10 protein-coding genes and 1 pseudogene are annotated in these 13885 nt (G+C 57.8%); 9 read left to right on the forward strand and 2 right to left on the reverse strand.

Annotated elements, in window-relative coordinates:
* Positions 1–147: 147 nt before the first annotated feature.
* The gene (locus AQ621_RS11255) at positions 148–2319 is read right to left on the reverse strand and encodes a primosomal protein N' (RefSeq protein WP_058341522.1); all 2172 of its coding nucleotides are present in this window, start codon (positions 2317–2319) and stop codon (positions 148–150) included.
* A 233-nt stretch (positions 2320–2552) separates the two neighbouring features.
* Here AQ621_RS11255 and rpmE point away from each other — a divergent pair, with 233 nt between their 5' ends.
* Both rpmE and AQ621_RS11265 read left to right on the forward strand, forming a co-directional pair.
* Complete coding sequence (rpmE, locus tag AQ621_RS11260) at positions 2553–2774, forward strand: 50S ribosomal protein L31 (protein ID WP_022990121.1); 222 nt, start codon at positions 2553–2555, stop codon at positions 2772–2774.
* A 216-nt stretch (positions 2775–2990) separates the two neighbouring features.
* Positions 2991–4256 carry a malic enzyme-like NAD(P)-binding protein gene (locus AQ621_RS11265; RefSeq protein WP_022990122.1) on the forward strand — a complete coding sequence of 422 codons (1266 nt, stop codon included), beginning with the start codon at positions 2991–2993 and terminating at the stop codon, positions 4254–4256.
* Between the two features lie 78 nt (positions 4257–4334).
* Here the strand turns inward: AQ621_RS11265 and AQ621_RS11270 are convergent, their stop codons facing one another.
* Positions 4335–6866, reverse strand: coding sequence for a penicillin-binding protein 1A (locus AQ621_RS11270; protein WP_058341523.1), 2532 nt, complete (start codon positions 6864–6866; stop codon positions 4335–4337).
* 238 nt (positions 6867–7104) lie between these two features.
* On the opposite strand from AQ621_RS11270, the gene AQ621_RS11275 reads away from it, so the two are divergent.
* From AQ621_RS11275 to aroB, 7 genes and pseudogenes are all read left to right on the forward strand, one after another.
* Positions 7105–8169, forward strand: coding sequence for a pilus assembly protein PilM (locus AQ621_RS11275; protein ID WP_058341524.1), 1065 nt, complete (start codon positions 7105–7107; stop codon positions 8167–8169).
* Entirely contained in the window at positions 8169–8732 is a 564-nt protein-coding gene (locus AQ621_RS11280) for a PilN domain-containing protein (RefSeq protein ID WP_058341525.1), read from the forward strand. Before AQ621_RS11275 ends, AQ621_RS11280 begins: the two co-directional genes overlap by 1 nt.
* Positions 8732–9343 (forward strand): type IV pilus inner membrane component PilO, encoded by a 612-nt coding sequence (locus AQ621_RS11285; RefSeq protein ID WP_022990126.1) that lies wholly within the window; start codon positions 8732–8734, stop codon positions 9341–9343. The genes AQ621_RS11280 and AQ621_RS11285 overlap by 1 nt, the downstream gene beginning before the upstream one ends.
* Positions 9344–9345: 2 nt before the next feature.
* Positions 9346–9888: a pilus assembly protein PilP gene (locus AQ621_RS11290; protein ID WP_058341526.1), complete on the forward strand. Its 543-nt coding sequence runs from the start codon at positions 9346–9348 to the stop codon at positions 9886–9888.
* A gap of 20 nt (positions 9889–9908) precedes the next feature.
* Positions 9909–12024: pseudogene (pilQ, locus tag AQ621_RS11295) on the forward strand (type IV pilus secretin PilQ).
* A 139-nt stretch (positions 12025–12163) separates the two neighbouring features.
* Positions 12164–12748, forward strand: coding sequence for a shikimate kinase AroK (gene aroK, locus AQ621_RS11300; protein ID WP_058341527.1), 585 nt, complete (start codon positions 12164–12166; stop codon positions 12746–12748).
* On the forward strand, positions 12723–13811 hold the full coding sequence (gene aroB / locus AQ621_RS11305; protein WP_058341528.1) for a 3-dehydroquinate synthase: 1089 nt from the start codon (positions 12723–12725) through the stop codon (positions 13809–13811). Before aroK ends, aroB begins: the two co-directional genes overlap by 26 nt.
* The last annotated feature ends 74 nt before the right edge of the window (positions 13812–13885 follow it).

Raw genomic sequence — 13885 nt, forward strand, 5'->3', positions numbered from 1 at the left:
CTCAGGTGTTGTTACAGAATTCTTCTATAGTTTGCTGAAAATCATAGCACAGTCGGTGAAAAGGCAATGATTACGGCGCGAGTTTTCTGCAAAAGATTGTAACGTTTTGCAGGGCGTGCGCTGTGTCGCACTTCAAAGCTTTCCAGCTCAGCCGGTTTCCTGTGGGTCTACATCCACCATCCAGCGGGTGCTGGCGGGCAGTCTGGTCTGGTCCAGGTATTGGCATATATGGCTCAGTAGCCGGTTCAGCTGGCCCCGGCTGTCGGTCACCAGTACCAGCTGGGCACGGTGGCGGTCGGCCTTGCGGGCGATGACGGCTGGTAGCGGACCCCATACTTCTATGCCCGGTGTTTGCGCCATGGGTTTCAGGGTGTCCAGCAGTTGCAGGCTGTGCTGCATGGTGTCCGCTTCGGCCCGGAGGATGGCCATGGCCCGGAAGGGCGGGAGTTGGCCGCCTTCGCGTTCGGCCAGCAGCTGGTCGGCGATGTTGGCGTAGCGGCCCTGGTGCAAGGCATTGAGCAGTGGATGGTCGCTGTGGCAGGTCTGGATCAGCACCTTGCCGGGTTTGTCGCCCCGGCCGGCGCGCCCGCTCACCTGTAACAGGGTCTGTATCATCTGTTCCGGTGCGCGGAAATCCACGCTGAACAGGCCTCCGTCTGCATTCACCACGCACACCAGGGTTACGTTGGGAAAGTCGTGGCCCTTGGCCAGCATCTGGGTTCCCACCAGTATACACGGCTCGCCGCTGTTCACTTTTTTCAGGATGGCCTGGATGCTGCCCTTGCGCTGGGTGCTGTCCCGGTCGACCCGCACCACTGGAGTGTCCGGGAACTGTTCGGCCAGGGTGTCTTCGGTACGCTCGGTGCCCTGGCCCACGGGTTTGTAGTTTTCGCTCTGGCATTTCGGGCAGGTGTGGCTGGCGGCCATCTGGAAGTCGCAGTGGTGGCAGCGCATGGCCCTGTCCCGCCTGTGATAGGTCAGGCGGGTGTCGCAGCGGGGGCATTCTTCCAGGTGTCCGCAGTCAAAGCACATCATCACCGGGGCGAAGCCGCGGCGGTTTACAAACACCAGGGCCTGTTCGCCTTTATCCAGCGTTTCTTTTATGGTATTCAGGGCGGGTCGGGACAGCCCGGCTTCCAGTGGCCGGCTGCGGATATCCAGCAGCTCCAGCGCCGGAGGCTTGGCGTTGCCGGCCCGTTCTTCCAGCCGGATGAGCTGGTATTTGCCCTGACTGGCGTTGTGCCAGGATTCCAGAGAGGGCGTGGCGGAGCCGAGAATCACCGGGCATTGATTCAGGTGGGCCCGGTATACGGCCACATCCCGGCCGGAGTAGCGGAAGCCTTCACCCTGCTTGTAGGAGCTGTCGTGCTCTTCGTCCACGATGATGGTGCGGAGCCCGGTAAACGGAAGCAATACGGCAGAGCGAGTGCCAATCAGGATAACCGGCTCGCCGTTGCGGATTTTCAACCAGGTGCTCAAGCGCTCGCCGTCGTTCAGGGCGGAATGCCATACCGCAATCCGGTTGCCGAAATAGCGGCGGAAGCGGGCCAGGGTTTGCGGCGTCAGGTTAATTTCCGGCACCAGCACCAATGCTTGCTCGTTGTCCTGCAGGCGGGTTTTCAGGTAGTGCAGGTACAGTTCGGTTTTGCCGCTTCCGGTAATGCCGTATAAAAGGGTGGCCGAAAATTCGTCGGTGCGCTCCGGAAAGCCGGCGGCGGCTGTTTGCTGGGCCGGTGACAGATGCGGAGCGGGCAGGTCGGCTTCCGCAGCTGTGGTTATGCCGGTAATCGCTTCCTTCTGCTGTATCAGTTCTTTCTGCTCCAGTGCGCGAATCTGTGCGCGGCTGAAGCTGGCCTGTACCAGGGCGCTGGTGGTTATGCCGGGCGCTTCTTTTACGGTGTTGAACAGCGCCCGTTGGCGGTGCGCGGTGGCCGGCAGGGCGGGTTCGCTGGCGGTGCAGTGCCAGCTCTCATCCGGCTTCTCCCGCGCTGGCCGGCCTTTGCGCAAGGCGGGGGGCAGGGCGGTGAACAGGCATTCGCCCAGTGGATGCTGGTAGTAGTCGCTGGCCCAGGTTAAAAGCCGGAAGGTGCTTTCGGGCAGGGCGGGCCAAGGCTCCAGGGCTTCGGCCACCGGCTTCAGGGTAATGCCTTCAGGCGGCTGAACCCCGGTTTCCACCACCAGGCCGGTCAGGGTTTGCCGGCCGAAAGGCACTTTTACCCGCTGCCCAGGGGCCAGTTCAAGGCCATCCGGAACCCGGTAGTCAAACAGCCTGCGGAGCGGGCGGTTGAGGGCGATGCGGGCGGTTGCTGGCCGTGTCACGGTATCTGCGTATCCTGAAAACGGGCGGTATGGCGCCGGCGGTAGTTTACGGACTGGTTCCGGGGGAGCAAGATACTTGCCTGTGGCCGGGTTTGTCAGTAAGATTCGCGGTCTGTTTCTGGCCGGGCTTGATTGTGCACGGTCTTTCCAATTGATTCAAACATGCGGTGCCTGGCTGAAACCGCCCTTTACGGCGGGTGATCAGGTAGCGGCATGACCGAAAGAGGTTCGCCATGAAAGAAGGTATTCACCCGAAGTACGAAGACATCACCGCTACCTGTTCCTGCGGTAACGTGATCAAGACCCGTTCTACTGTTGGTCACGACCTGCAGCTGGACGTTTGCTCCCAGTGCCACCCGTTCTACACTGGCAAGCAGAAGGTTATGGACACCGGTGGTCGTATCGATCGCTTCCAGAAGCGTTTCGGCAGCCGAATCGGCGGCAAGAAAGACTGATCATTGCCGCAATGCTGAAAAAAAGCGCCTTCGGGCGCTTTTTTTGTGCCTGCAGATCGGGCCCTTTTGCTGCTGCATACGCAAAATGCCCTATTGACTGATTGTAAAATGTTCGATTTCGGCTTGTCGTTTCGGGTCGGGCGCGCCATAATGGCGCGCTCCGCTGGCTAGCTCCGGCGGTATTTACCTTTAAACGTGACAAACGGAACAGTGGCAATGTCTCAAGATCTGAAAGAAGCAGCCCTTGAATATCACGCCAAACCGCGGCCGGGTAAGCTGAGTGTTGAAATCACCAAGCCGACCGAAACTGCCCGCGATCTTTCCCTGGCGTACAGCCCCGGGGTTGCCGAACCGGTCCGCGAGATCGCGAAGGACCCCGAGAATGCATACAAATACACAGCCAAGGGTAACCTGGTAGCCGTTATTTCTGACGGTACTGCCATCCTGGGTCTGGGTAATCTCGGCCCCCTGGCGAGCAAGCCGGTAATGGAAGGCAAGGGCGTACTGTTCAAGCGCTTTGCCGGAATCGACGTATTCGATATCGAAGTCAATTCCGAAAGCCCGCAAGCGTTTATTGAAACTGTTGAGCGTATCGCAGATACCTTCGGCGGCATCAACCTGGAAGACATCAAGGCACCCGAGTGCTTCGAGATCGAGCGCGCTCTGATCGAAAAATGCAATGTGCCGATCTTCCACGATGATCAGCACGGTACTGCCATCGTAACTGCAGCCGGCATGATCAATGCCCTTGAGCTGCAGGGTAAGAAAATCGAAGAAGCCAAGGTGGTTTGTCTGGGCGCCGGTGCGGCCGCAATCGCCTGCATGAAGCTGTTGGTCAGCTGCGGTATCCGCTCTGAAAACATCTACATGCTCGACCGTAAGGGTGTGATCCACTCTGGTCGTGACGATCTGAACCAGTATAAGGCGATGTTCGCGAACGAGACGGACAAGCGCACCCTGGACGACGCTATCGACGGTGCTGATGTATTCCTGGGTCTCTCCGGCCCGGACCTGTTGGGTGCCGAGCAGCTGGCCAAGATGGCTCCGAACCCGATCGTGTTTGCCTGCTCCAACCCGGATCCGGAAATCAGCCCGGCAGTGGCCATGGCTACCCGTGATGACCTGATCATGGCGACCGGTCGCTCTGACTATCCGAACCAGGTAAACAACGTACTGGGCTTCCCGTTCATTTTCCGTGGCGCGCTGGACGTTCGTGCAACCGCTATCAACGAGGAAATGAAAGTGGCCGCTGTTCACGCCATCCGTGAGCTGGCCAAGGAGCCGGTACCCCAGGAAATCTGTGCCGCTTACGGTGTAGATAGCCTGGAGTTTGGCAAGGAATACATCATTCCCAAGCCGATGGATGTTCGTCTGCTGGAAGTGGTTCCTGCTGCTGTGGCCCGTGCCGCGGTAGACTCCGGTGTAGCTGGCCTGCCTTACCCGGCCCACTACCCGCTGAAGTCCATGGACGACATCATCTGATTGCGATGTAGTCTGGCTTCATAAAAAAACCGGCGGAGATCCCGCCGGTTTTTTTGTGTCTGTATCTTCGCTTTTCGGTCAGAAAATCTGCCGTGACAAGCCTTCAGATTCGCCATTCAGTCCGGAGCCGTTGTCGTCTGCAGAAAGCGGGGCCGGCACGTCTTCTTCCTTGAACAGCTCGAACACTCCATCTTCTCCCGGCCGTGCCCGCTCACCGGTCTGCGGATTAATGCGGATGCTGGCAAGGCCGTTTGGCCGGTCCATAGTGGCGGCAGGCGCATCCTTCAGCGCGACTTTCATGTAATCCAGCCACACCGGCAGGGCGGTGCTGGCACCATATTCGGCGCGACCAAGCGGGGCTGGCTGATCAAAGCCGACCCATACGGTTGTTGCCATGTCGTGGTTGAAGCCGGCAAACCAGGTGTCTTTCTGCTCGTTGGTTGTACCGGTTTTGCCTGCCAGGTCACTGCGCTCAAGGGCCAGTGCGCGGCGACCGGTACCCCGGCGGATGACGTCCTGCATGATCGAATGCAGGATGTACACGGACCGCTCATCGGCCAGCCGGCGCATTACCCGTGGCCCTTCGGGTTCGTCTGCAGAGGCGGGCAGTGCCATGCCTTCGGTATCGGGAAGCTCGTCGGTCTGGATGTCTGTGGCGTTCTCGTTTTCTGCCAGCTGATCGCAGTTACTGTCGCACAGTATGGTTTCCGGTGCTTCGTATACCACGGTGCCGTCAGATTCCTCGATGCGTTCGATCAGGTACGGTTGTACATCGTAGCCCCCGTTGGCGATAACCGCGAAGGCCCGGGCCAGTTCCATCGGAGTCAGCAAGCCACTGCCCAGAGACAGTGACAGGTTGGATGGCATGTTGTTGGTCGGTACCTTCAGCTGGCGCAGGTAATCCAGGGTCGTCTGAATGCCCAGGTCCCGAAGCAGGCGAATAGATACCAGGTTCCGTGAGCGATAGAGGCCCTCACGCAAGGTGGTGGGGCCGTAGAATTGCCCTGATGAATTCTGGGGGCGCCAGGTGTCTTCCAGTTCCGAGTCATCGAAAACAATCGGCGCGTCATTATAAAGGGTGGCCGGTGTGCGGCCGTTTTCCAGGGCCGCCAGGTACAGGAACGGCTTGAACGTAGAGCCCGGCTGGCGCTGGGCCTGGGTGGCACGGTTGTATTTGCTCTGGCTGAAGCTGTAGCCGCCGGCCAGGGCTTCGATGGCGCCGGTTTTTGCGGCCAGCGAGATCAGCGCGCCTTCCACTTTGGGTGCCTGGGCAAGGGCCGCCTTCAGGGTGCCGGCACCGGCTTCTGCGGGTTTCGGCTGATCGTCATTGGCCTCTGGCAGTTCGGTGACCTGCGGCAGTTCCAGGATCTTCGTGTAAATAACGTCACCGACGCTCACCACGTCTGACGGCTTTTTCGGTTCCGGGCCGGTCAGGTTTTCGGTGCGGTACCGCTTGGCCCAGGTCATGGTGTCGAAGCCTATGACCCCGGTGCCCAGTCTGCGTAGCTGGGCATGCACTTCACCGGCCTCATCGTCGATGCGGGTAACCACGGCGGGCACCAGTGACTCCACTTGCGGATAGTTGAGCAGTTGTCGGGAGATTTCGTCGCCTGACAGGTCGCTCACATCAATCTGGCCGATCGCGCCACGGAACCCGTGGCGGCGGTCATAGTCTTCCAGACCCACCTGCAGGGCTTCGGTGGCAGCCTGCTGCTTCTCACTATCCACGGTGAGGGTTACGCTGTAGCCGTCGGTGTAGGCTTCCTCACCAAATCTGCGAACCATTTCGGCGCGGGCCATCTCGGCCAGGTAGTCGGCGTTAACTTCGGTTTCCCTGGTGTTGTAGCTGGCTGTAATAGGTGCGTCTTTGGCAAGGGCCCAGGCTTCTTCGCTGATGTATCCCAGATCTTTCATCCGGCCAAGAATCCAGTCCCGGCGAATCAACGCCCGCTCTGGGTTTGCTAGCGGGTTATAGGCAGAAGGTGCCTTGGGCAGGCCTGCCAGCATGGCCATCTGGGCAGGCGAGAGTTCGTTAACCGGTTTGTCGTAATACACCTGCGCTGCCGCTGCGATACCATAGGCTCGGTTACCCAGATAAATCTTGTTCAGGTACAGCTCGAAGATCTGTTCTTTGTTCAGTTCACGTTCAATCTGAAGTGCCAGCAGTATCTCGTTGAACTTGCGGATGAAGGTGCGGTCCCGTGACAAAAAGTAATTTTTTGCAACCTGCATGGTGATGGTGCTGCCGCCAGACTGGATTTCGCCGGTGGAGACCAGTTCGATGGCAGCCCGCACCAGGCCTTTGATGTCTACCCCGAAGTGGTCGTAAAAGCGGGAGTCTTCAGCGGCCATAAAGGCTTGTAACTGAATTGTAGGGATCTGTTCTATTGTGACCGGTGCCCTTCTCTTTTCGCCGAATTCTGCTATTAATCTGTTGTCTTTGCTATACACCCTCAGCGGCGTCTGCAGCTTTACGTCCAGCAGCTGGTCAACATCCGGCAGGTTGGGGCGAAGGTAAAGGTAGAAGCTGGAGGCAACAATAACAGCGACACTCAGGCCGGTGAGAATGAACCAGGCTAAAACACGAGATGTACGCAGCAGATTAGACATTTTTTTCTGACAACAGTTGGATATAGGTCTATTATTTGAGAAATTGCTTTAGGAAGGCTTGGGTGGCCTTCCCAACCTGCAATCGCTCCTGAATAAATAAGAGAGTGCATTGTAGACGTAAAAAACAAGAAATTCTCTTACATAAAAAACAGATAGCGCAATTCTGGGTTAGCTACCGGAACTCAGGAGCTCCAGGGTTGCACAGCCGGGTGTATTCAACCAGGTATAGGGTGAGCGCGTGTTCGGATTACCAGGAAAAAAATCCAGTGCTGTGCTGGGCGTGGATATCAGCTCCAGTTCAGTGAAGCTGCTCGAGCTGTCGAAACATGGCAGTCGTTATCGGGTCGAGAGCTATGCCGTAGAGCCGTTGCCGGCTGATGCGGTAGTCGAGAAAAATATCACCAACGTCGAAGCTGTGGGCGAAGTGCTCAAGCGGGTGGCGTCCAAGTCCCACACCAGCGTCAAACAAGCTGCTGTCGCGGTGTCCGGTTCGGCGGTCATCACCAAGATCATCGAAATGGACAGTGGCCTTAACGAGTTCGAGATGGAAGACCAGATCGGCCTCGAAGCAGATCAGTACATTCCTTATCCGTTGGATGAAGTGGCCCTGGATTTTGAGGTTCAGGGGCCTTCCGAATCTAACCCGGACAAAGTAGAAGTGCTCCTGGCGGCTTGTCGGAAAGAGAACGTGGATGTCCGGGAAGATGTGCTTGAAATCGCCGGCCTGAAATCCAAGATCGTCGACGTTGAAGCCAATGCCCTTGAGCGCGCTTACACCCTGATCGAACAACAGCTCGATGGGCAGGGCGAGGAAATGGTCGTTGCCATTGTCGACCTGGGTGCCACCATGACCACGCTTAGCGTTCTCGCCGGCGGCACGACGGTTTATACCCGTGAACAAATCTTCGGTGGCCGCCAGCTGACGGAAGAAATCCAGCGCCGCTATGGCGTGTCGTTCGAGGAAGCCGGTCTGGCCAAGAAAAAGGGCGGGCTGCCGGACGACTACGAAGAAGAAGTACTTGGCCCCTTCCGGGAAGCAGTGGTTCAGCAGGTTGCCCGCGCACTGCAATTCTTCTTCGGTGCCAGCCAGTACAACTCGGTGGATTATGTGGTGCTGGCAGGTGGAACCGCTTCTATACAGGGGCTGGTTGAAATGGTTGAAGAAAAAACCGGTACCCGGACCCTGGTGGCCAACCCCTTCGCCGATATGTCGATCGGCTCCCGGGTAAACGCCTCAGCCCTGAGCAATGATGCCCCGTCGTTGATGATTGCCTGTGGTCTGGCAATGAGGAGTTTCGACTGATGGCAAAAATTAACCTCAGGCCCTGGCGGGAAGAACTGCGGGCTGAAAAACAGAAACAGTTCGTGGTGATGATTCTGGGCGCGGCGATTATTGCCGCAGGCCTGGCATTCCTCTGGAAGAGCGATATGGATAACCGGATTGCCTACCAGCAGTCCCGTAATGCCTACATCGAAACGGCCGGTAAGGAACTGGATAAGCAAATCAAAGAGATTGAAAACCTCAAGCGGCAGCGCGACGAGCTGCTGGCTCGTATGCAGGTCATCCAGGATCTGCAGGGCAAGCGCCCTGTTATTGTCAGGGTATTTGACGAGTTGGTGCGCACGTTGCCCGATGGCTTGTTCTTTACTGACCTGAAGCGGTCGGGGGATCAGATCGATATCGTTGGCATGGCCGAGTCCAACAGTCGCATTTCGAACCTGATGCGCCGCTTTGACGAGTCTGACTGGTTTACCAGTCCGAACCTGTCCAACGTGGCTGTGGCAGACGATCGCCGTGCCGGATACAGCCAGTTCAACCTCTCTGTGCAGCAAAAAACTCCAGAGCCCGAAGGGGAGGATAAATAATGAGCCTCGCGGACTCACTTAAAAGCCTGAATGAATTCGATATCAATGACCTTGATATCAATAACGCGGGTATCTGGCCTGCGCCAGTCAAGGCAATTGTTGCGCTGATAGTCTTCGGCCTGATTCTTGGTGGTGGCTACTGGTTCTTTATCAAGGATCAGTACGCTCAGCTCGACCGTGTCGAAAAGCAGGAGCAGGAACTCAAGCAGCAGTACGAGCAGAAGGCCTACCAGGTGGCCAACCTGGACGTGTTCAAGGCCCAGATGGCCGAGATGGAGGAAACCTTCGGAGCGCTGGTGCGTCAGCTACCCAGCGAGACGGAAGTTCCGGGCCTGCTTGAGGACATTACCAACACGGCGTTGGGCAATGGCCTGGCGTTGCAGGAAGTGAAGCTGCAGCCGGAACAGCGTCGGGACTTCTACTCGGAGCTGCCGATTAACATCCGGGTTTCGGGCGCTTACCACGAGCTTGCCTCTTTCGTGAGCAGTGTGGCCAGCCTGCCGCGGATCGTTACATTGCACGATTTAACCATCAAACCAATCAGCGGAGAGGGTGACCAGCTTGATATGCAGGTTGTTGCCCGTACCTACCGCTACCGGGCTGGAGAGTGAGCATGACAGGAAAGCATGCGGGAAAAGCCTGGCTGGGTGTGTGTCTGGCCTCTTTGCTGACGGCTTGTTCCCAGGGAAACGGTTTCTCTGATCTGGACAAGTTTATGGCGGATACCCGGGCCAAGCCCCGGGGCCACGTTGAGCCCCTGCCGGAATTCAAAGCCTATGAGGCGTTCAGTTATTCGGCAGCCGATCGGAGAGCGCCGTTCGAGCCGCCCATCGATGTTCAGCTGACCATGGCTGAGGAGCAGCCGGTAAGTGACGTAGAACCGGACCTCGATCGACCGAAGGAAGTGCTGGAGAACTTTGACCTTAAATCACTTGGAATGGTTGGTACTCTGCAGGGCGTGGATGGCAGCCTGTTCGCGTTAATACGGGACAACGAAGGCGGGATTCACCGGGTCCGCACCGGTAACTACATGGGCCAGAATTATGGCCGGGTGGTTGGCGTGAGCGACACCCGGATTGAGCTGGTGGAAATCGTTCCGAACGGCCGGGGTGGTTGGGTCGAGCGCCCGCGCTCCCTGTCCCTGGATGAAGGATGAGGCAGGGGAGCGGCAAAAACATGAATGACAGAAACATGCACGAACAAAAAGTTGTGGGATCGAGGCTAGCGATGTTCAAAAAACTCAATGTCTGTGTCGGCGTGATTGCCATCGGGTTATGGAGCAGCCTGGCCGGAGCGGTCACGCTGGAAGACGTATCGTTTACGTCGCTGCCGGGGGAAGGCCTCGAGGTGACCATGAAGTTCGATGGTGCTCCGCCCGAACCTAAGGGTTATACCATCGAGCGTCCTGCACGGATCGCCGTAGACCTGTCGGATACCACCAGCGGCCTCAATCAGCGCAGCATTCCGCTGGGTAGCGGAAATGCCCAGAGCCTGACGGTCGTGGAAACCAAGGACCGCACCCGGTTGATCTTCAACCTGGTGGAGCTGGTGCCTCATGAAACGGTTCGCAACAATAACTCGCTGGTGATGACCATTGGTGGAGGCGGTTCAGCGCCTGTGGCGAGCTCCCGCCCGGCACAGCCCCAGTCAGCGCCAGTTGCCTCAACCTCATCTTCCAATGCGCTGGCAGATGTGGATTTCCGCCGGGGCAAAGACGGTGAAGGCCGGGTGATTGTGGATCTCGGCAGCACCAAGGCCGCTGTAAACCTGACTGAGCTTGGTGGCCGTATCCGGCTGACCATGCCGGACCTGGAGGTGCCTGCCAACCTGCGCCGTCGCCTGGATGTTTCCGATTTCGCCACTCCGGTAACCCGTATCGATACCTTTGTTGAAGATGGCAATGCGGTGATCGAAATCCGTCCGGAAGGCGATTATGACTACATTGCCTATCAGTCTGGCCGGGAGTTTACGGTCAGTGTTGAAGAGCTGTCCCAGGAAGAAGCGGAAATCCGCCGTGAAGAGAAGTTCCCGTACACCGGTGAGAAACTGTCCCTGAACTTCCAGGATATTGAAGTGCGCTCTGTACTTCAGCTGATTGCCGATTTCACCGGCCTGAACCTGGTGGCCAGTGACACTGTGGGTGGCAGCATTACTCTCCGCTTGCAGAATGTACCCTGGGATCAGGCGCTGGATCTGATTCTTAAAACCAAGGGTCTGGACAAGCGCCAGATTGGCAACGTGCTGCTGGTAGCCCCAGCGGATGAAATTGCCGCCCGTGAAAAGCTTGAGCTGGAAACCTCCAAGCAGATCGCTGAGCTGGCGCCGGTTCGTCTGGATATCATTCAGGTGAACTACGCCAAGGCCGCGGATGTGGTAGCCCTGATTCAGGCAGACGAAGAGCTGATTTCCTCCCGTGGTTTCGTATCGTCAGATGCCCGTACCAACACCATCAGTGTGCGTGAAACAGCGGACAAGCTGGAAGAGATTCGTCGCCTGGTAACTACCTGGGACGTACCTGTACGCCAGGTTTCTATCGAGGCACGCATTGTCCGGGCACAAACCAATGTGGCTGAAGACATCGGTGTTCGCTGGGGTGGTGCTGCTTACAATGTCGATGGCGATGACGTTGTGACCATTGGTGGCTCGCTGGGCACCCTGCAGGAAGCTCGCGACGCAGCTGGCGGTGGCAGCTACCATTTCCTTCCCGGGTGCCTTGGGTGTTGATCTAGGGGTGTCTGGCGAGGGCGCATCCTCCTTCGCAATCGGCTGGGGCAGTGATGACTTCCTGGTAGACCTGGAGCTTTCTGCCCTCGAAAGCGACGGCCGTGCAGAAGTGGTCTCCCAGCCGCGGGTTGTGACTGCGGACCGCCAGACTGCGTCAATCAAGTCCGGTGAAGAGATTCCGTACCAGGAAGCCACCTCAAGCGGTGCGACCAACGTAGAGTTCAAGGAAGCGGTGCTGTCTCTGGAAGTGACTCCGCAAATCACCCCGGATGACAAGATCATCATGGACCTGGTGGTGAATCAGGATTCCCGTGGTGAGGTTACGGCGGGCATCCCCTCTATCAACACTAACGAGGTAACTACTCAGGTGTTGGTAGCGAACGGTGAAACAGTGGTTCTGGGTGGTATCTTCCAGTCCGAGGTGGCCACGCAAACCACCAAGACTCCGTTCCTGGGTGATATTCCGTACCTTGGCCGCCTGTTCAAGCGCACTGAGCACATCAATGAGCGCAGTGAGCTGCTGATCTTCATCACTCCGAAGATCATCAAGAACGACCTGATCGACTGATCCGGCCAGTAAACCGAAAAAGCCGCCGCTAACCCCGGCGGCTTTTTCGTATCTGGAGTAGTGCTTATGGTGCCGGTGACTTATGGAAAGGTGCGCCCTGTGCTATTCTCACCCGCTTGAAATCTGTTGAGCGGAAATTATGTCTTTGCCCAAACGCGTAGTACTGGTCGGGCCCATGGGGGCCGGAAAAAGTACCATCGGCCGGATGCTAGCCAAGGAACTCGGGTACCGTTTTCTCGATTCTGACCGCATTATTGAAGAACGCTGCGGCGCCAATATTCCCTGGATCTTCGATGTGGAAGGGGAGGACGGCTTTCGCCAGCGGGAAACTGCCATGCTGGATGAGCTCACCGGCGAACAGGGCACCGTTCTGGCCACCGGTGGTGGTGCTGTAATGCGCCCGGAAAACCATCCGTTACTGAAGAAAAACTCTGTGGTGGTGTACCTGAAAACCTCTATCGAGCAACAGGTAGAGCGTACCCGCAAAGACCGTAACCGCCCGTTGCTGCAGAATGACGATCCGGAGGCCGTCCTGCGCAGGCTGTTCGACATCCGTGATCCGCTGTATGCCAGGCTGGCGGATATCGTGATGTACACAGATAGGAAAAGCCCCCGGCTGGTGGTCCGGCAGCTGGTCAACCGTATCAACCCCAGAACCCCCCGGCACAAACGGCAAAGACGCAAAGAAGGTCGTGACTATGCACAAGGTACTTCGAGAACTTGACGTTGACCTCGGGGAGCGCAGCTACCCGATTATTATCGGTCAGGGTTTACTTGGCTCCTTTGACCTGACCCCCTGGGTGGCCGGCAACCAGGTGATGATCGTTACCAACGAAACGGTCGCGCCCCTGTACCTCGAAAAAGCCCGTGCCTGCTTCCCCGGTAAAACCGTGGATGTGGTTACCCTGCCGGATGGCGAAAAATACAAAGACTGGCAAACCCTGAACCTGATCTTCGACGGCTTGCTGGAGAACCGGCACACCCGCAAAACCACCATCGCGGCCCTTGGTGGCGGTGTAGTGGGGGACATGGCCGGGTTTGCGGCGGCCTGCTATCAGCGGGGCGTGCCCTTTATCCAGATTCCCACAACCCTGTTGTCCCAGGTGGATTCCTCCGTGGGCGGAAAAACCGGCATCAACCACCCCTTGGGGAAAAACATGGTGGGTGCATTCCATCAGCCGCAGGCGGTGTTGATTGATACCGATTCCCTGGCCACCCTGCCACCCCGGGAAGTCTCTGCCGGGCTGGCGGAAGTCATCAAGTATGGTTTGATCCGGGAAGAGCCGTTTCTGGGTTGGCTGGAGCAGCACATTGACAAGCTGGTCCGGCTGGAGCCGGCGGCCCTGGGTGAAGCTATCTACCGTTCCTGCCTGTGCAAGGCCGAGGTGGTTGCGCTGGATGAAAAAGAAGGCGGCCTGCGGGCGATTCTCAACCTGGGGCATACTTTTGGCCATGCCATCGAGACCTTTGCGGGCTACGGCAACTGGCTGCATGGCGAAGCAGTGGGTACCGGCATGCTGATGGCGGCTGATCTTTCGGTTCGCGAAGGCAACATCACGCCTGCGGACCGGGATCGTGCTGCGGAGCTGATCCGCCGGGCCCGGTTGCCAGAGCTGGCTCCGGAAGGCATGACCGAAGACGATTTCATGAGCCTGATGGCGGTGGACAAAAAGAATGTCGACGGCAAGCTTCGCCTGGTGCTGATGAAAGCACTTGGAGATGCCCATGTAACCGACGAAGCGGCCCCCGGCAATATCCAGGCGACACTGAACGCCTTTATCCGCTGACCTTATTCCTGCATACCGGGCTGCAGGGGCCGATTATGGTGCCCTGCGGCCTTTCTGCCCTCTTTTAGACCCCC

The organism is Marinobacter sp. P4B1 (assembly GCF_001447135.1).
Taxonomy (GTDB): Bacteria; Pseudomonadota; Gammaproteobacteria; order Pseudomonadales; family Oleiphilaceae; genus Marinobacter; species Marinobacter vinifirmus.